19 protein-coding genes are annotated in these 17,473 nt (G+C 64.9%); 10 read left to right on the forward strand and 9 right to left on the reverse strand.

Going from position 1 to position 17,473, the window contains the following annotated elements:
- Positions 1 to 43: 43 nt before the first annotated feature.
- The 3 genes from ACKWRH_RS44680 (at position 44) to ACKWRH_RS44690 (ending at position 3,165) form a co-directional block, all read left to right on the forward strand.
- Positions 44 to 1,018, forward strand: a complete 975-nt coding sequence (locus ACKWRH_RS44680; RefSeq protein ID WP_445218733.1) for a tripartite tricarboxylate transporter substrate binding protein — start codon at positions 44 to 46, stop codon at positions 1,016 to 1,018.
- Between the two features lie 148 nt (positions 1,019 to 1,166).
- Complete coding sequence (locus ACKWRH_RS44685) at positions 1,167 to 1,652, forward strand: tripartite tricarboxylate transporter TctB family protein (RefSeq protein ID WP_039154928.1); 486 nt, start codon at positions 1,167 to 1,169, stop codon at positions 1,650 to 1,652.
- Positions 1,653 to 1,656: 4 nt separating this feature from the next.
- On the forward strand, positions 1,657 to 3,165 hold the full coding sequence (locus ACKWRH_RS44690; RefSeq protein ID WP_445218734.1) for a tripartite tricarboxylate transporter permease: 1,509 nt from the start codon (positions 1,657 to 1,659) through the stop codon (positions 3,163 to 3,165).
- On the opposite strand, the gene ACKWRH_RS44695 is transcribed toward ACKWRH_RS44690, so the two are convergent.
- Positions 3,166 to 3,630: a MarR family winged helix-turn-helix transcriptional regulator gene (locus tag ACKWRH_RS44695; RefSeq protein ID WP_445218735.1), complete on the reverse strand. Its 465-nt coding sequence runs from the start codon at positions 3,628 to 3,630 to the stop codon at positions 3,166 to 3,168.
- Between the two features lie 95 nt (positions 3,631 to 3,725).
- Here ACKWRH_RS44695 and ACKWRH_RS44700 point away from each other — a divergent pair, with 95 nt between their 5' ends.
- Positions 3,726 to 4,094 (forward strand): antibiotic biosynthesis monooxygenase family protein, encoded by a 369-nt coding sequence (locus ACKWRH_RS44700; RefSeq protein ID WP_445218736.1) that lies wholly within the window; start codon positions 3,726 to 3,728, stop codon positions 4,092 to 4,094.
- A gap of 159 nt (positions 4,095 to 4,253) precedes the next feature.
- Here the strand turns inward: ACKWRH_RS44700 and ACKWRH_RS44705 are convergent, their stop codons facing one another.
- A complete protein-coding gene (locus ACKWRH_RS44705) occupies positions 4,254 to 5,948 on the reverse strand; it encodes an EAL domain-containing protein (protein ID WP_445218737.1) in 1,695 nt (564 codons plus the stop codon).
- 221 nt (positions 5,949 to 6,169) lie between these two features.
- On the opposite strand from ACKWRH_RS44705, the gene ACKWRH_RS44710 reads away from it, so the two are divergent.
- Positions 6,170 to 6,430, forward strand: coding sequence for a hypothetical protein (locus ACKWRH_RS44710; RefSeq protein ID WP_441498744.1), 261 nt, complete (start codon positions 6,170 to 6,172; stop codon positions 6,428 to 6,430).
- Between the two features lie 6 nt (positions 6,431 to 6,436).
- On the opposite strand, the gene ACKWRH_RS44715 is transcribed toward ACKWRH_RS44710, so the two are convergent.
- From ACKWRH_RS44715 to mtgA, 3 genes are all read right to left on the reverse strand, one after another.
- Positions 6,437 to 7,072 carry a hypothetical protein gene (locus ACKWRH_RS44715; protein WP_445218738.1) on the reverse strand — a complete coding sequence of 212 codons (636 nt, stop codon included), beginning with the start codon at positions 7,070 to 7,072 and terminating at the stop codon, positions 6,437 to 6,439.
- A 143-nt stretch (positions 7,073 to 7,215) separates the two neighbouring features.
- Positions 7,216 to 7,398 (reverse strand): 50S ribosomal protein L32, encoded by a 183-nt coding sequence (gene rpmF, locus ACKWRH_RS44720; protein ID WP_007598106.1) that lies wholly within the window; start codon positions 7,396 to 7,398, stop codon positions 7,216 to 7,218.
- A gap of 169 nt (positions 7,399 to 7,567) precedes the next feature.
- Complete coding sequence (gene mtgA / locus ACKWRH_RS44725) at positions 7,568 to 8,242, reverse strand: monofunctional biosynthetic peptidoglycan transglycosylase (protein ID WP_445218739.1); 675 nt, start codon at positions 8,240 to 8,242, stop codon at positions 7,568 to 7,570.
- 161 nt (positions 8,243 to 8,403) lie between these two features.
- Between mtgA and ACKWRH_RS44730 the strand changes: the two genes are divergently transcribed.
- Entirely contained in the window at positions 8,404 to 9,327 is a 924-nt protein-coding gene (locus ACKWRH_RS44730; protein ID WP_445218740.1) for a polyprenyl synthetase family protein, read from the forward strand.
- A 214-nt stretch (positions 9,328 to 9,541) separates the two neighbouring features.
- Complete coding sequence (locus ACKWRH_RS44735) at positions 9,542 to 10,228, forward strand: DUF1345 domain-containing protein (protein ID WP_445218741.1); 687 nt, start codon at positions 9,542 to 9,544, stop codon at positions 10,226 to 10,228.
- 47 nt (positions 10,229 to 10,275) lie between these two features.
- Here ACKWRH_RS44735 and ACKWRH_RS44740 read toward each other — a convergent pair whose 3' ends face one another.
- Both ACKWRH_RS44740 and ACKWRH_RS44745 read right to left on the reverse strand, forming a co-directional pair.
- Positions 10,276 to 12,099 (reverse strand): caspase family protein, encoded by a 1,824-nt coding sequence (locus ACKWRH_RS44740; RefSeq protein WP_445218742.1) that lies wholly within the window; start codon positions 12,097 to 12,099, stop codon positions 10,276 to 10,278.
- Between the two features lie 172 nt (positions 12,100 to 12,271).
- Positions 12,272 to 12,700, reverse strand: a complete 429-nt coding sequence (locus tag ACKWRH_RS44745; RefSeq protein ID WP_445218743.1) for a GFA family protein — start codon at positions 12,698 to 12,700, stop codon at positions 12,272 to 12,274.
- A gap of 94 nt (positions 12,701 to 12,794) precedes the next feature.
- On the opposite strand from ACKWRH_RS44745, the gene ACKWRH_RS44750 reads away from it, so the two are divergent.
- The 3 genes from ACKWRH_RS44750 to ACKWRH_RS44760 all read left to right on the forward strand — a co-directional run bounded on the left by ACKWRH_RS44750 (position 12,795) and on the right by ACKWRH_RS44760 (position 15,840).
- On the forward strand, positions 12,795 to 13,169 hold the full coding sequence (locus tag ACKWRH_RS44750) for a nuclear transport factor 2 family protein (RefSeq protein WP_007598116.1): 375 nt from the start codon (positions 12,795 to 12,797) through the stop codon (positions 13,167 to 13,169).
- Positions 13,170 to 13,313: 144 nt separating this feature from the next.
- The gene (gene bla, locus ACKWRH_RS44755; RefSeq protein ID WP_445218744.1) at positions 13,314 to 14,183 is read left to right on the forward strand and encodes a class A beta-lactamase; all 870 of its coding nucleotides are present in this window, start codon (positions 13,314 to 13,316) and stop codon (positions 14,181 to 14,183) included.
- 46 nt (positions 14,184 to 14,229) lie between these two features.
- Positions 14,230 to 15,840, forward strand: a complete 1,611-nt coding sequence (locus ACKWRH_RS44760) for a Na+/H+ antiporter (protein ID WP_445218745.1) — start codon at positions 14,230 to 14,232, stop codon at positions 15,838 to 15,840.
- 95 nt (positions 15,841 to 15,935) lie between these two features.
- Here ACKWRH_RS44760 and ACKWRH_RS44765 read toward each other — a convergent pair whose 3' ends face one another.
- Positions 15,936 to 16,709: an N-acetylmuramoyl-L-alanine amidase gene (locus ACKWRH_RS44765; protein WP_445222591.1), complete on the reverse strand. Its 774-nt coding sequence runs from the start codon at positions 16,707 to 16,709 to the stop codon at positions 15,936 to 15,938.
- Between the two features lie 304 nt (positions 16,710 to 17,013).
- Positions 17,014 to 17,445 (reverse strand): hypothetical protein, encoded by a 432-nt coding sequence (locus tag ACKWRH_RS44770; RefSeq protein ID WP_445218746.1) that lies wholly within the window; start codon positions 17,443 to 17,445, stop codon positions 17,014 to 17,016.
- Between the last annotated feature and the right edge of the window lie 28 nt (positions 17,446 to 17,473).

Genomic DNA, 17,473 nt, shown 5'->3' on the forward strand with positions numbered 1-17,473 from the left:
AGAAACGGCGGTCCAACGAGGCCACCGTGAGGGAGGAGTTTGGATGTCGCGATACGGGCTGAAGACGATCGCCTTTGCCGCCATGCATGTTGTGGGCGCGCTGCTCGCGACCGCCGCCAGTGCACAGGACTATCCCGTCAAACCCATCACGTTGATCGTGCCCTGGCCGGCCGGCGGATCAACCGACATCTCCATGCGCGCGATCGCCGACAGCGCCTCGAAAGTGCTGGGGCAGCCGATCGTGATCGACAACAAGGCCGGCGGCGGCGGCACGGTGGGACCCGCGACCATGGCGGCGGCCGCGAAGCCGGACGGCTACACCATCTCACAGCTCCCCATTACCGTTTTCCGCCTGCCCCTGATGCAGGAAGTGTCATGGGATCCGTCAAAGGACTTTTCCTACATCATTCATCTCACCGGCTATACGTTCGGCGTGACCACCAGCGCGGAGTCGCCGTTCAAGTCCTGGAAGGACGTGGTCGACTTCGCCAAGGCCAATCCGGGCAAAGTGACCTACGCGACGCCGGGCACCGGCACCTCGCTGCATATCGGCATGGAGCAGATCGCGGCGATGTCCGGCATCAAGCTCACGCAGGTGCCGTTCAAGGGCGGCGCCGAGACCAACGCCGCCGTGCTCGGCCAACACACCATGCTGCAGGCCGACTCCACCGGCTGGCGGCCGCTGGTCGACGCCGGCAAGTTGCGATTGCTGATGGTGTGGACCGGCGCACGGTCGCCCAACTATCCTGACGTGCCGACGCTGAAGGAGCTCGGCTATCCCATGGTCTATGATTCCCCGTTCGGCATCGCCGGGCCGAAGGGCATGGATCCCAAGATCGTCGCCAAGCTGCACGATGCCTTCAAGAAGGCGGTCGAGGACCCCGCGGTAATCGCGACGCTGGCCAAATACGACATGGTGCCGAATTACAAGAACACCGAGGACTACAAGAAATTCGTCATCGAGGTCACGGATTCCGAGCGCAAGGTGATCGACACGCTCGGACTTGCGAAGAAGTAGCGTTCTGCTGCCACATATGCTGGCGTCATCCTGAGGCGCGAGCCGCCCTTGCGGCTCGCCTCGAAGGGTGGATCGGGGCACCGCCGCCCTTCGAGGGCCGCTGAAGAAGCGGCCACCTCAGGGTGACGGTGATCGAGAGGTGTTTCACATGAACGACCAAACCAACGTCAAACTCCGCCTCGACAACTCCGAACTGTGGGGCGGGTTGATCGGGCTCGCGCTCGGCGGCTTCGTGATCTGGTCGGGGCTGAAGCTGAAGCTCGGCACCATCAACGATCCCGGCTCCGGCTACGTGCTGTTCTACACGGGCATCCTGATGTGCGTGTTTGCAACAAGCATCATCATCTCGGCGATCACCGAGGGCGGGCCGACGCTGGCCTCGCGCTGGGAGCACGTGCGCTGGAGCAAGCCGCTGCTCGTCATCGCTTGCCTCACTGCGTTCTCCTTCGCCCTGGAACCGCTGGGATTCCTGCTGTCGTCGATCCCGTTGCTGCTGCTGTTGTTGCGGCTGATCGATCCCGTGCGCTGGACGCTGGCGATCCCGATCGCCGTGCTGGTGCCATCAGGCATGTGGTGGGTGCTCAAGCGGCTGCTTCTGATCCAGCTGCCCTCGGGCCTGTTCGGGATCGGCTGAGGCCATGGATACGCTTGCCAATGTCGCGCATGGGTTCGGCGTCGCGCTGACCGGGATCAACCTGCTTTATTGTTTCATCGGCGTCTTCATCGGCACGCTGGTTGGCGTGCTGCCCGGCATCGGGCCGATCTCGGCGATGTCGTTGCTGCTGCCCGTGACGCTGTCGGGCACGCCGGAATCCGGCATCATCATGATGGCCGGCATCTACTACGGCTCGATGTATGGCGGCTCGACCACTTCGATCCTGGTCAATATCCCTGGCGAAGCCGCCTCCGTCGTCACCTGCATCGACGGCCACCAGATGGCGAAGCAGGGTCGCGCGGGCCCCGCGCTCGGCATCTCCGCGTTCGGCTCCTTCATCGCCGGCACGTTTGCGCTGGTCGCACTGATGCTGGTCGCGCCGCGACTTGCCGGCATCGCGATCGCGTTCGGCCCGGCCGAGTATTTCAGTCTGATGGTGCTCGGCCTCGTGGTGCTCACCTTCCTGACCCAGGGCTCGATGCCGAAGGCGCTTTTGATGGCGTGCATTGGCGTCGTGCTCGGGCTGATCGGGCTCGACAGCATCACGGCGCAGCCGCGGCTGACATTCGGCCGCATGGAACTCATCGACGGTATCGGTCTCGTGCCCGTCGTGATGGGCCTGTTCGGCGTCGCCGAGGTACTGCTCAACACCGAGCAGGCGATCAAGCGCGACATCATCAACGCCAAGATCACGCAGCTGTTGCCGAACAAGGCCGATTGGCAGGCGAGCGCCGGCCCGGTGGCGCGCGGCACGCTGCTCGGCTTTTTACTCGGAATCCTGCCAGGCGGCGGCGCGGTGGTGGCCTCGTTTGCGTCCTACGCGCTGGAGAAGCGGTTATCGAAATCACCAGAGCGTTTTGGCCATGGCGCGATCGAGGGTGTCGCCGGCCCCGAATCCGCCAACAACGCGGCGGCCGGCGGCGCCTTTATTCCGCTGATGACCCTGGGCATCCCGCCGAACGTGGTGATGGCGCTGCTGTTAGGGGCCTTCGTCATCCACGGCCTCCAGCCGGGGCCGCTGCTGATCACGCAAAACCCCGGCCTGTTCTGGGGCATCGTCGCCAGCATGTATATCGGCAACGTCATGCTGCTGATCCTGAACCTGCCGATGATCGGCATGTGGGTGCAGCTCTTGAAGCTGCCCTACAACATCCTGTTCCCCCTGATCATCCTGTTCACGATTCTCGGCGTCTACTGTTCGAGCAACAACGAGTTCGACGTCTATGTGATGATCGCGTTCGGCATCATCGGCTATTTCATGCGCAAGCTCGGCTACGAACCGGCGCCGCTGGTGCTGGCGTTCGTGCTCGGGCCGATGCTGGAAAACAATCTGCGAAAATCGCTGATCCTGTCGCAGGGCGATCTCTGGACCTTCGTGCAGCGGCCGATCTCGGCGACGTGCCTTGCGCTGGCGATGGTGCTGCTGATCGCGCCCCTGCTGCCCGCACTACGCAAGAAGCGCGAGCTGGTGGCGCTGGACGAGGGGGCGTGATCAATCGTCGCCGGCTCCTTCGAGTCGATCACGCAGGGCGCCAATGACTCGGTGGGCGATCTCGATCTCCTTCACTGCCAAGCCATCGGACAGGCCGTTGACCCACGGGACCTGCAGGCGGCCGGCGGCATCGTAGATCTGCCTGCCCTTGTCGGTGAGCACCACGAGCTGCGCCCGGCGATGATGCGGGTTGACCTCGAACACAACGAGACCATCACGCGCGAGGTCGTTGACGATGCGCTGCACGTTCTGGCGATTGGCGCCGAGATTGCGGGCGAGCCAGGCGACGGGCTCCGGGCGCTCGGCGTCGGCGATCGCCCCCAGGATCTGCCAGCGCGCACTGGTGAGGCCGAGCGACGTCACCAGCCGGTCGCCCGCAGTCAGAAGAAGGCTGTTGGCACGGAACAGGTCGAGGATGAGGCCGGTCAGGGCTTCGCCCGCCGGGTTCCGTTTGGTCTTGTTCATTTGGCACTATTGCTCCATATTGACATCATGATGTCAATAATCTATATCCGAGGCTCGAATTGACATTATGATACCAAATTGACCGGAGCAATGTCATGCCCCTCATGCGTCCCCTCGATCCTGCCTTCCCGATCGACCGTCAGATCGCGCTCGAAACCGGCCCCGTGGTGCTCGTCAACGTGTTCACGCTCGACGCCGAGGATGAGCAGAGCTTCCTCAAGACGTGGCAGGACGACGCCGCCTTCATGAAGCGCCAGCCCGGTTTCATCTCCACCCAGCTTCACCGCGCCGTCGGTGACAGCCCGACCTATCTGAATTACGCGGTGTGGGAATCCAACGTGCATTTCCGCGCCGCTTTCACCCACCCCGAATTCCGCGCGAAAATTGCGGTCTACCCCGCATCCGCGGTCGCGAGCCCGCACCTGTTCCAGAAGGTCGCGGTGCCCGGTATTTGCGTCGCGTAGCGCCACATCGTCATTGCGAGCGCAGCGAAGCAATCCAGACTGCCGCGGCGGAAAGATTCTGGATTGCTTCGCTGCGCTCGCAATGACGGAGGAGAGAGCTGAGCGCATAGCCGGAATCGTAACGTGGCAAAGGGCGCCTCTGCGCTACCCTACGATGTCTCAGCTTGCAGCAGGCAACGCGCTGTCCGGCGGCGTGCCCCATGGGCGGTCGGCTGAGGCGAGCCCGATCAGGCGGCCCTGGATGTAGTCGCAGCCCCAGTCGCGCAGCATGGCGGCAGCCTCTTCGTCCTGCACCCACTCGGCAACCGTCTTGATGTCGAGGCGGCGGGCGAGGTCGATCAGGGTCTGCACGAAGGCGCGGTCGTCGGCGGAACGGGTGATGTTCTGCACGAAGGCGCCGTCGATCTTGACGATGTCGACGCCGAGCTTGCGCAGGTTTCGGAACGAGGTGTAGCCGGCGCCGAAATCGTCGATGGCGATGCGGCTGCCGAAATTCTTCAGCCGCGTGACGAAGCCGCGGACGTCATCGATGTCCTGGATCGCGACCGTCTCGGTGATCTCGACGATCAAACGCTCGGCGACGCCGGGGTGAGCCAGCATCAGCGACTCAATTCCAGCCCACCAGTCCGGATCCATCGTCGTATCAGGCGAGATGTTGAGGCTGAGGCAGATGTCAGGCGCGGCCGCGAGCTCGGCGACCACGAGCTCGAGCACGCGGTGATCGACCAGGCGGATCAGGCCGAGCCGTTCGGCAACCGGCACGATGTCGGGTGCCAGCAGCACCTGGCCGTCGCCCTGGTCCATCCGCACCAGGCATTCGTGGAACGCGCGCTCGTGCGAGACCGCCGAGACCACCGGCTCATAGGCGAGCTTGATGCGGCGCTCATTCAGCGCGGTGACGATCTCGTCGGTGACACGGATGTTGACGCGGCGCTGTGCGTCGCGCGCGGCATCCGGGCGCCACGCCGCGAACGAACCGACGCGGCGTTGTTTTGCCGCGTCCAGCGTCTCATGGGCGCGATTGACGGCCTCGTCGGTGTTGCGGGCATAGCGCGGCACGCTGACCGCGCCGATCGACGCCGTGACCGAGACCGGACCGGATTTGGTCGGCACAACCTCGTCGCGGATGCCGGCAAGGAAGCGCTCGGCGGCGACGTTCATGTCATCGACGGTGCAGTTCTTCAGGATCAGGCCGAACTTGTTGCCGGAGAAACGGCCGAGCACGTCGCCGCCGCGCAGGCGCGCGCGGATGCGCTTGGCCACGTCGAGGATCACGGCGTCCGCGACATCGAAGCCGAAAGCGTCGTTGACGCGGGCGAGATGATCGATGCCTACCAGCATGAAGGCTGCGGTCGAGCGGAAGCGGGTCGTCTCCTCGATCGCCTCGGCCAGCGCCGCGATCAGGTGGGAACGATTGAGCTCTCCGGTCAGGGGATCGAGCCGAGCCAGCTTGGTCAGTTCCTCGTCGCGGGCGTGGCGCTCATTGTTGATGCGGATGGAGCCGATCGCGCGCACCGGGCGGCCATCGGGGCCGGCGAACCAGCGGCCGGTCTCCTCGATCCAGACCACGGGATCGGCGGCGCTCATGCGCACGCCGTATTCGACCCGGTAGGGCGTGCCGTCGGCGCCATGCACCGGCGAGGTCTGCGCCAGCGCGGCGGTCCGCAGTGTCTGCGCGGGCTCGATCAGCTTGGCGAATTCGGCGCCAGTCGCGAGCCGCTCGGGCGGGATGCCGGGAAAGACGCTGGTGACCTGCTCACCCCACACGATGGAATCGCTGGCGATGTCCCAGGCGAAAACGGCCTGACCAAGGGCGGCCAGGATGTCGGAGGCTTGCGGCAATGCAGGGGTCAAAGTCGCCTCGTTTCGGCACAGCAGGGAGTCCTGAGTCGGCACAGAATACGGCCAGATTCGACTCCGACTCTAGGCAAAGTTCATAAACAATTTGGAAACCATGTTTCGCAGGCCCGCGGAACCAAACCGGCCCGGCCGGCATAGGCCTTGCGAGTACATGACACGCACCGGCGCCAGCGTCTCGAAACGCGACAGGCCTCGCCGGATCAACGGTGATTGCGATGTTAAGTACTGATCGATCGGACTGCACGGACAACGGCACGGGCACGGCCCTGGTGCCGCTGCTGCCGACGTTGCAGTGGGTCCACAAGGCGCCGCTGCCCCGTCCCGATCCGAGCTTCGTCACCCAACTCATCGCCAATGCCGAGCACCTGCCCCAGGCCAGCCGGCTCCGCCGCGCCTCTTCCGAAGATGCGCAGATGGCCTATGGCGACAAGCGCCCGCTCGGAAGCGTCACCGCGCGCACGCGGCAGGTGGCTTGAAGCAGATCAGCGCGGCGCGTCGGGAGACGACGGCGTGCCGTTGCCCGGTTGCAAATCCGGCGAGGGAATTTCCGGCGAGGGCGGGTTCACCGGCTTCGGCGCGGGGTGATCCTTCAGCACGGATTCGGCGACCGACTGCGCCGAAGGCGCGGGTGGCACCGCCGGCGCAGGCACCGGCTCGAACTTGGGTTCGGGCGCCGCGTCGTCCGTTGCCGCTTCGGCCTGGCGCTTGGCCTTGCGCGGCGCCGGCACTGTCGTCTCCGCGACATAGGTGACGCGGCGGCGCGTGCGCTGGGCGATACCGCCGAGGAAATCGGCCATCGCGAGCAGCACCAGCAGGAAGTAGGTGGAGTTGCCGAATTTGGGCCACATCACGAATTCGGCCGCGGCAGCACCGAACACGATCAGCGACAGCAGATGATCCATCAGGAATTTCGAGCCGGGCCGCGCGCCTTTGACGACCTCTAACAGCAGCAACACGATACCGAGCGCGAGCATCACGTCGGCAAGCGTGACCGGCCAGGTCTCGCCCGTGATCATCGGCACCTTGAACAGCACGTCCGTGAAGGACACGCTCGGCATCAGGAAGGCGATGATGTTGTAGACCGCGAGTGGAATCAGGAGCAGCGGGAAACCGACCATCGGCGAAATGCCTTCTCGATCAAGATATCCGGACAGGACAATGCGGCCGCGAAGCATTAGCTCCGCCGCCGTCATTGTCATATCTCATTGGGTGGCCGAAATCAGGCAGGCGAAATGATCCTGCCCGGAGAAAGGTCCCTAATTCAGGACTCTTTCTTCTTCAGGACCTGACGGCCCTTGTACATGCCTGTCTTGAGGTCGAGATGGTGCGGACGACGGAGCTCGCCGGAGTCCTTGTCTTCCACATAGGTCGGCTTCTTGATGGCGTCTGCCGAGCGGCGCATGCCACGACGCGACGGCGAGGTTTTTCTTCTCGGAACGGCCATTTCAATATCCTCTAGGGATTGGTGTTGTCAGGGCATCGTCCGCGAGGGGACGGCTCAGCACCCGCAAACCGAGGCGAGCTGAATGCCGATCAAGGCCGGGCTTATAGAGGAAGGCTGGCCGTAAATCTAGGCTTTTGGACCGGAAAATACGTCCGAAAAGGGCCCAGAATCAGCGATTTTCCCGCCAGCAGGTCGAAAGCGAGCTCGCCTGCGCCCTCGCCACATAGGTCCCCGCCAGCCGCCGGACGCCAGGCCCGGGGGTCCGGGCGCTCCGTTTGACCGGATTGGGCAGGATCGAGGCCAGAAGTGCCGCCTCCCGGGGCGAGAGGTTGGCCGCCGATTTGCCGAAGGCATAGGCGCTGGCCGCCTCGACCCCAAACTGGCCCTGCGGGCCGAGCTCGGCGATGTTGAGGTAAATCTCGAGGATTCGCGCCTTGGGCAGGACGAGATCGATCCACAGCGCCAGCGGGAATTCCAGCGCCTTGCGGACGAAATCCCGCCCCTGCCAGAGGAACAGGTTCTTTGCCACCTGCTGGGTGATGGTGGAGGCGCCCCGGAAGGGCGTACCGTCCTCCTTCGCATCGTCGATCGCCTCGCGCAGCGCGCCCCAGTCGATGCCGTGATGCTTGCAGAAATGGGCGTCCTCGGCCGCCACCACCGATCGCAGCAGTGAGGGCGACATCGCGGCCAGATCAATCCACTCCCGATGCATCGGCGCGCCCCGGAGCGACCGCCAGGCCATCAGCGTCGAAACGGGATGGCCGGTGCGGTAGAACGGCGCGATCACGTAGGGCGCGAGAGCCACGACCACGAGCGCTACCAGCAGGATCTTGACGATGCGCAAATCGACCTTTCCGGCGCAAAATGAAACGCGGCCACGGATCCCGCCATTAAGTCTGTGATAATTCGGGCCTTTTCCAGCACTTTTTAGGCCTTCCAAACGATTGACTGGGGCGGGCGCATAAAGGATTGTCCCGCCGAATTTTAGTTCTGGAGCCCTTCTTGATGACCGGCACGTCCCCGTCCGATTTCGCCAAACGCCTGGACAAGACCGCTGATGACACCGAAGCCCTGCTTGGACGCCTGCTGGCGGATGACATCCTGCACGATGAGATCGCCCGTCCCAAGCGACTGATGGACGCAATGCGCTATTCGAGCCTCAACGGCGGCAAGCGTCTGCGGCCGTTCCTGGTGGTCGAGAGCGCGGCCGTATTCGGCGTGCCCCGCGAGGCCGCCCTGCTCGCCGGCGCCGCGCTCGAATGCATCCACTGCTATTCGCTGATCCATGACGACCTGCCGGCGATGGACAATTCGGACCTGCGCCGCGGCCGTCCCACCCTGCACAAGAAGACCGATGACGCGACCGCGATCCTCGCCGGCGACGGCCTATTGACGCTCGCCTTCGACATCGTCACCCGCGACGAGATCCACCGCGACGCCCAAGTGCGCCTCCTGCTGACGCGCGCGCTGGCGCGCTGCGCCGGCATCGGCGGCATGGTCGGCGGCCAGATTCTCGACCTCGCCGGCGAAGGCCGTTTTGGCGGCAACGAGCCGATCGATGTCGCCCGCATTCAGCAGATGAAGACCGGTGCGCTGCTGCGCTACGGCTGCATCGCGGGCGCGATCCTCGGCCAAGCCTCGCAGAAGGAATACCAGGCGCTCGACGATTACGGCCGCGCGCTCGGGGAAGCCTTCCAGATCGCCGACGATCTGCTGGACGTCGAAGGCGATGCGGCTGCGCTCGGCAAGCCGGCTGGCGCCGACGCCGCGCTCGGCAAGACCACCTTCGTCACCCAGCTCGGCATCGAAGGCGCCAAGCAGCGCGTGCGCGACCTGCTCGCGCGGGCCGACGGCGCCGTGTCGATCTTCGGCGACCGCGCCGCCGTTCTGCAGGCCGCCGCGCGCTTCGTCGCCGAGCGGAAGAACTGATGTAGCGCACGATCTTCACCTCGCCCCGCTTGCGGGGAGAGGTCGATATTCAGGCGCAGCTTGAATATCGGGTGAGAGGAAGCCTCCGCGAATCCAGCTCTCACCGTCCTTGCGGAGGTGCCCCCTCACCCCAACCCTCTCGCCGCAAGCGGGGCGCGGGAACAGGCCGCCGCTGCGGCGACAGCGAGAGTTGAGCGAGAGGGCTGGCGCCATCATGGCCACCGACAAAGACGATCCCGTCCTCGTCCGCTTCCGCAAGATGTCGCGGCCGATGCGGCTGATCTATGCGCGGCCGCGCACCTTTATCGCGCTCGCTGCCGGCATCCTGGTCTGCTTGCTGCTGCCGGGATCGCACCGGCTGGTGACGCGGCTGCTGTTCGGCTGGGATGCGTTGATCGCGGTTTATCTCGTGCTGGTCTACGCGATGATGCTGTGTAACGACCAGCAGCACATCCGCCGTAGTGCCGCAATGCAGGACGACGGCCGCTTCGTGATCCTGCTGGTGACGGCGATCGGCGCCTTCGCCAGCATCGCAGCGATCGTGTCGGAGCTCGGCACGCCGCATCGCGGGGCGTGGGAGTTGACCATCGCGATCGCCACCATCGCGCTGTCATGGGCCGCCGTGCACACGACCTTCGCGCTGCATTACGCCCATGATTACTACCGGCACCCGCCGGGCGGATTGCAGTTTCCGAGCGGCGACAAGGAAGATCACGCCGATTATTGGGACTTCGTCTATTTCTCGTTCGTGATCGGCATGACCGCGCAGGTCTCCGACGTCGGCATCACCGACAAGACCATCCGCCGCACGGCGACCGCGCATGGCATCGTGTCGTTCATCTACAATACGGCTTTGCTGGCGCTGACGGTGAACATCGCGGCAAGCGCGATCTCGAACTGAAATGTCGTCCCTGCGTTCGCAGGGGCGACAGGTGGACACGTCCGGACCTAATAACAAACCTCGGCATTGGCGTCGTTGCCGGGGCCGCCACCGCCACGATATTCGAGATGGCAGCCACGGCTGACCGGACGACAACCGGTGCTGTTGCAGAAGAGCTGTCCGCCGCCCGAAGCGCGGCCGGCGCCGGCGGCCGCAGCGATGCCTGCGGCAGCACCATAACCACCCGCAGCTCCACCACCCGCACCGCCGGCCTGACGGCGCTGCCGTGCGGGACGCTCATCGCCGTCGTCGCGCTTGGCGGTTGCGGGCTTGGCCGTCGCGGGCTTGGCGACGCGCTGCTTCTCGCACTCGTTGTCGCCGTTGATCGCATAGCCCTCACGGCAAACGATCTTCGTGCACTTGTCGCCGTCGGCCTTGAAGCCGTGCTCGCAGACCAGCGGGCAGACGCGTGACTGTTTGGCCTTGACGGTATCGAGCGCATCGGTGCTCGCCACTTTCACGTCGAGCTTGGTGCCGGCATAGCGGTTGAACTGTGACAGCGACCGCTGCGAGGTCGTATTCCAGTTGCCGTCGGCCTGCCCGGAGAAGCAGCCGACGCGGCCGAGCTCGGTCTGCACCGAGCGGCTGAGATCAGCCGGCGTGGTCGTCGGCGTCAGCGACGCGACGCTGCTGCCGGCGGGGCTCGCCGTGCTGGCCGGAGCCGCACTCGGCGCCACGGCGGCGAGGTTGACGCGCTGCTGCTCGGCCGCAGCCGCCTGCTGCTGCACCTGCTCCTTGGCCTTCTGCGCGGCGAACTGCGCCTGCTCGGCGGCTTTCGCATCAGCCGCAGCCTTGGCCTGCGCATCCTTCTGTGCGCCGAGGGCGGCAAGACGATCGCGTTCGGCCTCGGCCTGCTTCGCCTTCTCGGTGGCCGCCGCATGGGCCTGCTCGGCACCGATCTTTTCGACCTGAAGCTTGGCGAGATTCGCATAGAAGCCGTCAGGATGCTGGGCCAGGAATGCTTCCCAGGCCGGCTTGTTGCCAACCTGGAGGGCGAGCTCGTAGTCGCGGCGGATATCGGCCTGCGGGTTCGGCACGGGCGCCACCGCCGCCGCCGTCACCTTGACCGGCACCAGCGGCACGTCCTCGCCGCCGAGCGAGCCGTACACGAACGGCTCCTGCTTGTTGCCGGTCGACTTGAGCACGTCGTCACGCACGAAGCCGAAGGCCCGACGGACGTCGAGGCCCGGCGTCGTCAGATGCTTCGACAGTGCCATAGTAAAGGGGCTGTTGGCGCCGTCGCCGTCCTGCGCCGTGAAGCCGGCCTTGGCCGAATAGGCGATCAGCGTGTTGGGGCTGTTCGGCTCGACCTGGGCCAGGCCGCGGCCGATGCCGCGCGAGACAACCGTGCGCTTCATGGTCTTGCCGAACGGATTATCGCGGCAGGCGTCGAGGATCACCAGGCGAAGCTGCTTGGCGGGCTCGACCGCAACCAGGACGCGGTCGAGCGACAGCCCCTGGTCGTAGACATCGGTGTCGCGTTCGAGCTTGGCGTCAACAGGGATCAGATAGTTCGAGCCTTCGACCTCGATGCCGTGGCCGGCATAGTAGACCACGGCGATGTCGGCATCGCGCGTCGCATCGGCAAAATCGCGCAGCACGCGCCGCGTCTCCAACGCGGACAGATCATGCCGGGACTCCACAACGTCGAAGCCGGCGTCCTTCAGCGTCTTCGCCATCACTGCACCGTCATTGACGGGGTTCGCGAGCGACGGCGCGTGCTGATACGACGAGTTGGCAAGGACCAGCGCCACGCGCTTTCCGGCGAGAGCGGGCGCAGCGCCGAACAAGAGAGCCAGAAAAAGCGGACAAAGTCCGAGCAGGCTACGCATGACAGAACTTCCAGAGATCGGGAGCAATTCGGTCGCCCTTTGGGGATTGCCTGAGCAGAATCCGCCATCGCACGTGTGATGGAGATCACGAAGACGATGCCTGCAAACTGCCAAGGAACTCTTTAGTCTCGCCAGAGCGATTGCGGTTCGCTGGCGCAGGCCAAGTATGCGCTCAGCCATCGGCGATGTGGCCGCGGTACTGCGGCAGCTCGTCCGTGATCTCATGCCACGGCGCCTTGGAGCCGACGAAAATATGGGCAGTCGGCCGGATCGAGGGGGCGTCGACCAGGGTCCCCATGGCGACATGGACCCATTTTCCTTCGCGAACCCGGGAATAAAGCAGCGAGCCGCAGCGGGCGCAGTGGGCGTCGTGGGTAGTGTCGTCGCCGAAGATGATGCGCTGGTCCCCGCCCTGCACGATACGCAGCCTGGTCTGCTCGACGCCGGCGAACGGCTTGAAGGCGGAGCCGGTGGTGCGGCGGCAGTTCGAACAGTGGCAGTTCAGCGCGTAAGAGAACGCGTCCGCGACCTCGTAGCGCACGGCACGGCAATAGCATTCGCCGGTGAGGATACGAGCGTTCGAATTTTCTGATCCGGTCATTCCAGCGTCCTCGCGCAATTGGCGCAGACACCCATAGCGCATTTTGATGTGTACGACTAAGTTCGCCCCAAGCCATCATTCAAAGGAACGCCCCATGAGCCAGAACCGTTCGAGCGTCGAAGCCGTCGTGCAATCCTATTTCGACGGACTTTACGAGGGCGATGCCGAAAAACTCGGCGCCATCTTCCATCCCTCGGCCGATTTGCGCTGGGTCGAGAAGGGCGAGCTTCAGGTGTTGACCGTCCCCGACTGGCTCGACCGCGTCCGCAAGCGCCCCTCCGGCAAGGCCGAAGGCAAGCCGCGTGAGGATTTCATCGTCACCATCGACCGCTCGGATGACAAGACCGCCTTCATCAAGGTCAGGTGCCAGCTGCCGCCGCGCTTTTTCACGGATTATCTGGTGGCGATGAAGCTCGCCGACGGCTGGCAGATCGTGTCGAAGTCGTACCGGTATGACCTGAGGGAGTAGGGCAGCCTCGCACTGCCCGAAATCCGGCACACTCGCCCCGCATTCTCCGTCATTGCGAGCGCAGCGAAGCAATCCAGTCTGTCTCCGCGGAAAGATTCTGGATTGCTTCGCTGCGCTCGCAATGACGATGTCTGAAAGTCCCCTATGCCTCTCGACCGCCGTACCCTGCTCGCCTCACTGTGCTGGATGGCCGCCTCTCCCGCGCTCGCCGCAGACGCGCCGCCGGAGCTCGAATCCTACGAGCGCGAGACCGGCGGGCGGATCGGGGTCTATGCCGAGAACCTCGCGACAGGCGCGAAGCTCATATGGCGCGCCGACGAGCGCTTCGTCATGTGCTCGACATTCAAGGCTTCGCTCGCGGCCTGCGTGCTGGCGCGGGCCGATCGCGGCGAGGAGCAGCTTGCGGCCACGATCCCCTACGGCAACGCCGACCTGCTCGACTACGCACCCGTCGCCAAACAAAATCTCGCCGCCGGCGCGATGTCGGTCACCGACATGTGCAAGGCGATCGTCGAGCTCAGCGACAACACCTGCGCCAACCTGCTCTTGGCGCGGATCGGCGGCCCCGCCGCGCTCACGGCCTTCTGGCGATCGCTCGGCGACACCACCTCGCGGCTCGACCACAACGAGCCCGAGCTCAACCGCTCACCGCCCGGCGATCCCCGGGACACCACGACGCCGGCGGCGATGGCCGGCAATCTGAAGCGGCTGGTGGTGGGCGAAGCACTGTCGCCGGCCTCGCGGACCCAGATCACGGAATGGATGGTGGGCTGCAAGACCGGCGCCAACCGGCTGCGCGGCGGCCTGCCGGCAGGCTGGAAGATCGGCGACAAGACCGGCAACAACGGCAAGGATGCGTCGGGCGATATCGCGGTCGTCTGGCCCAAGCTCGACAGCAAGCCCGATGCGCCGATCCTGATCGCGGGCTATACCCAGGGCGGCACGCCCAACGCCGCGCAGATCGAAGCCGTGTTCGCGCGCGTCGGACGCATGGTGGCCGAACGGCTGGCGTGAGCCGCGACGCATTGACCTTTTGGCCGCTTCCGGGCCAAGACAGGCCATGATCGCAGCGAAATTTCAGACCTTTCTCATCCTGCTCACGGTGCTGGCCGGCACCGCGCTGGTCGCCCGCCGCTTCAACATCGCGCCCGCCATTCTCCTGATGCTCTCCGGCGTCGGCCTCGCCTTCGTGCCGGGCATGCCGCCGGTGGAACTGCCGCCGGAACTGGTGCTGCTGATGGTGCTGCCGCCACTGATCTACTCGGCGAGCGTCGCGATGAGCTGGCGCGAGTTCAGGAACAATCTGCGGCCGATCGTGCTGCTGGCGGTCGGCGCGGTGATCTTCACCGCGGCGCTGGTGGCTGCGGCCACGCATTATGTGATCGGGCTGCCCTGGACCATCGGCTTCCTGCTGGGGGCCATCGTCGCGCCGCCCGACGTGGTGGCGCCGCTCGCGATCGCGCGCCGGCTGAACATGCCGCGCCGGATCCTGGTCATCCTGGAAGGCGAAGGGCTCGCCAATGACGCGACCGCGCTGATCCTCTATCGTTTCGCGCTTGCGGCCATCATGGTCGGCCATTTCTCGCTGCCGCTGGCGGCCGGCGAGTTTCTCCTCATCGTCGCCAGCGAGATCGCCTTCGGGATCGGCATTGGCTGGCTCTCCCTGCGCTTCCGCAAATGGTCCAGGGATCCGCAGGTCGAGCTGACACTGTCGCTGCTCACGCCCTACGTGTCCTACTGGCTGCCCGAGCATGTCGGCGGCTCCGGCGTGATCGCGACCGTCGCCTGCGGTCTCTATGTGAGCTGGAACGGCCCGCTCCTGATCTCAGCGTCGACGCGCCTGCAAGGCATCTTCTTCTGGGACCTCATCATCTACATGATCGAGGGCCTGCTGTTCCTGCTGACCGGCTTCCAGATGCGCGCGCTCTACGAGAAGTCGAAGGCGTTTCCACTCGACGATATCATGATCGCGACCGCCGTGGTTTTGACGGTCATCGTCATCGCACGCTTCGCCTGGCTCTATCCCGCGATCTATCTGCCGCGGATATTAAGCAAGAGCCTGCGCAAGCGTGATCCGTCGCCCCCCTGGCAATGGGCGTTCACGCTCGCCTTCACCGGCGTGCGCGGCGCGGTGTCGCTGGCGGCCGCGCTGGCGCTGCCGTTCACGTTGCCGGGCGGCGAGGCCTTCCCGTATCGCGACCTGATCCTGTTCGTCGCCTTCGGGGTCATCTTCGTCACGCTGATCGGCGTCGGCCTGACGCTTCCGCCGGTGGTGCGCTGGCTCGGCATCGCCGAGGCCGGCCGCAACGAGCATGTCGCCGAGCACGAGGCCGAGATCGCGGCACGCCGCCAGGCCCTCGAGGCGGCGCTGAAGTCGCTCGACGCAATGACCGAAGAAAAGGATGTATCGGACGAGGTCATGCGGCTCCTGCGCGCGCGCCACGAGATTCGTGTCAACCAGCTTCCGGATTCACTCGACCCCAACCATCACGACGTCTCCGCCGCCGGCACCGCCCTGACCCGCGACCTGATCGTCGCCGAGCGAAAGTTCATCCACGACCTCCTGCGCGACGGCCAGATCACCGACGAGACGCGGCGCCGGATCGAACGCGACCTGGACCTGGAAGAGGCAAGCCTGGCGAACAGGGAGTATCGGGGGGTGCCGTTGTAGCTTTTTCGTCACTGCGAGCGAAGCGAAGCAATCCAGCCGCTGCCGTGGAAAGACTCCGGATTGCTTCGCTTCGCTCGCAATGACGGCAGCGCCAACTATCGCCGCTCGCAAAACTCTTCCACCGCCGCCGCAACGGCGCCCGCAATCATCTCCTGCCGCTCCGACGAATTCATCTCCATCTCCTCGTCGCGGTTGATGATCGAGCCGGCTTCGAGCAGCACTGCCGCGCTTCTGGTTCGCGACAGCACGACGAGCCCGTCATAGCGGTAGACGCCGACATCCTTGTCGAGCAGCTGGCGCCGGTAGCGGCCCATCACCGGCAGGGTGTATTGGCTGGCATAGTGCAGGCCCTGCTCCTTCAACTGTCTGCCGATCATCCGGGCCAGCTTCAGGCTGGTGGTGAAGTGCGGATTGCGCTCGGACACGAACAGCGAGTGACCCGAGAAGCGGTCGCTGAAATAGCTCTTTGCGCCGTCGAATTCCCAGGTCTCGAGCAGCTTGTCCGGCACCGAGTCGTGATGGATCGACAGCACGAGATCGGCCCGGCCGTCATTCGCGGCGCTGACGCGCTTGAACAGGCTCGGCCGCGCCTTGCCGTCCGTGACGAGCAGCCGGGTTGCGGTAAAGCCTTCGGATTTGAGTTTTGCCGTGACCAGGCTTGCGAGCCGGAAGTTGAAGCCGAACTCCGGATCATTGCGCGCGCTCAACGCGCCGTAGGAGTCCGGGGTGTGCCCGACGTCCACGACGATCCGGAATTTCGGCATCTCACATTTGGCTGGTGCGGGCGCAGGCTTAGGTCTGGCTTTCGCAAGCTTCCGGGCCGGTGCAGCACGGCCCGCGTCGATCGACGGAAGCAACAGCGCGACCATCGACACGAGGAGAATTGCGACGATGCCCCGCCCCAACGACAAATCCTACTCCGCTGCTGCGATCAGATCGGGCAACTCGGACATAGCGTCCGCCGGGCCCGAGCTGGACTCGGTCAGGAACTTGTTGTCCTCCGCGCGGAGCATCGCGGATCCTCCCGATTTGTCTTTCGGGAAGATTGGCGCGGACGCGGGAAGACGTCAACGCAAGAACGGCTTCGTGAAGTGGGTTGGCGCAGCGTAATCGCTGCCTTTATCGCAGGCCGAGGGGGGCAGATCTTAGGGCTCCTATCCGCCCCCGTCGCAGTTATCTGACGGTGACGGCGACTGTGTATACCTTGCCATTATCCGGGTCGGTGGGGTCCGCCGTCACGCGCCGATACGTGAAGGAGTCTTCACCGACGTACCCCTTCTTGGATTGGTACACCACGCTGGTCAGCCGCACGGTCTTGGCTTCTCCGCTTCTCAACTTACGTTGCCCGGAGCTCGCTCTCGTCGTCACGGAGCCGTTTTTCGGCGGAGACACGACCTCAATGCTGACGGGCCATACCTTGCCACTGGCATCGACGCGCCAGTGTCCTCCGCATTTGCAGATTTCCTTTGCCTCGCCCGATTTCACGACGAGCGACGTGTTCCCCCCGCCCGCATGAGCGCCACAGAGGATTCCGAAGAACAGGACGAGCGCCGCAGTGATTTTGATCAAAAGGCCCGTCGGTAGGCGTACCGGGTAGATTGTCATGTCATATGTCTCCAAAAAAAATCGTAGA

It is taken from the genome of Bradyrhizobium sp. Pa8, assembly GCF_052588265.1.

Bases quoted from the DNA above. Each gene is read 5' to 3' on its own strand.
- ACKWRH_RS44745 (WP_445218743.1), bottom strand. From the start codon at position 12,700: ATGACCGGATCAGAAAATTCGAACGCTCGTATCCTCACCGGCGAATGC.
- ACKWRH_RS44765 (WP_445222591.1), bottom strand. From the start codon at position 16,709: ATGGTCGCGCTGTTGCTTCCGTCGATCGACGCGGGCCGTGCTGCACCG.
- ACKWRH_RS44700 (WP_445218736.1), top strand. From the start codon at position 3,726: ATGCCCCTCATGCGTCCCCTCGATCCTGCCTTCCCGATCGACCGTCAG.
- ACKWRH_RS44730 (WP_445218740.1), top strand. From the start codon at position 8,404: ATGACCGGCACGTCCCCGTCCGATTTCGCCAAACGCCTGGACAAGACC.
- ACKWRH_RS44690 (WP_445218734.1), top strand. From the start codon at position 1,657: ATGGATACGCTTGCCAATGTCGCGCATGGGTTCGGCGTCGCGCTGACC.
- ACKWRH_RS44710 (WP_441498744.1), top strand. From the start codon at position 6,170: ATGTTAAGTACTGATCGATCGGACTGCACGGACAACGGCACGGGCACG.
- ACKWRH_RS44770 (WP_445218746.1), bottom strand. From the start codon at position 17,445: ATGACAATCTACCCGGTACGCCTACCGACGGGCCTTTTGATCAAAATC.
- rpmF (WP_007598106.1), bottom strand. From the start codon at position 7,398: ATGGCCGTTCCGAGAAGAAAAACCTCGCCGTCGCGTCGTGGCATGCGC.
- ACKWRH_RS44685 (WP_039154928.1), top strand. From the start codon at position 1,167: ATGAACGACCAAACCAACGTCAAACTCCGCCTCGACAACTCCGAACTG.
- ACKWRH_RS44735 (WP_445218741.1), top strand. From the start codon at position 9,542: ATGGCCACCGACAAAGACGATCCCGTCCTCGTCCGCTTCCGCAAGATG.
- ACKWRH_RS44715 (WP_445218738.1), bottom strand. From the start codon at position 7,072: ATGGTCGGTTTCCCGCTGCTCCTGATTCCACTCGCGGTCTACAACATC.
- ACKWRH_RS44695 (WP_445218735.1), bottom strand. From the start codon at position 3,630: ATGAACAAGACCAAACGGAACCCGGCGGGCGAAGCCCTGACCGGCCTC.
- ACKWRH_RS44680 (WP_445218733.1), top strand. From the start codon at position 44: ATGTCGCGATACGGGCTGAAGACGATCGCCTTTGCCGCCATGCATGTT.
- ACKWRH_RS44740 (WP_445218742.1), bottom strand. From the start codon at position 12,099: ATGCGTAGCCTGCTCGGACTTTGTCCGCTTTTTCTGGCTCTCTTGTTC.
- bla (WP_445218744.1), top strand. From the start codon at position 13,314: ATGCCTCTCGACCGCCGTACCCTGCTCGCCTCACTGTGCTGGATGGCC.
- ACKWRH_RS44750 (WP_007598116.1), top strand. From the start codon at position 12,795: ATGAGCCAGAACCGTTCGAGCGTCGAAGCCGTCGTGCAATCCTATTTC.
- ACKWRH_RS44760 (WP_445218745.1), top strand. From the start codon at position 14,230: ATGATCGCAGCGAAATTTCAGACCTTTCTCATCCTGCTCACGGTGCTG.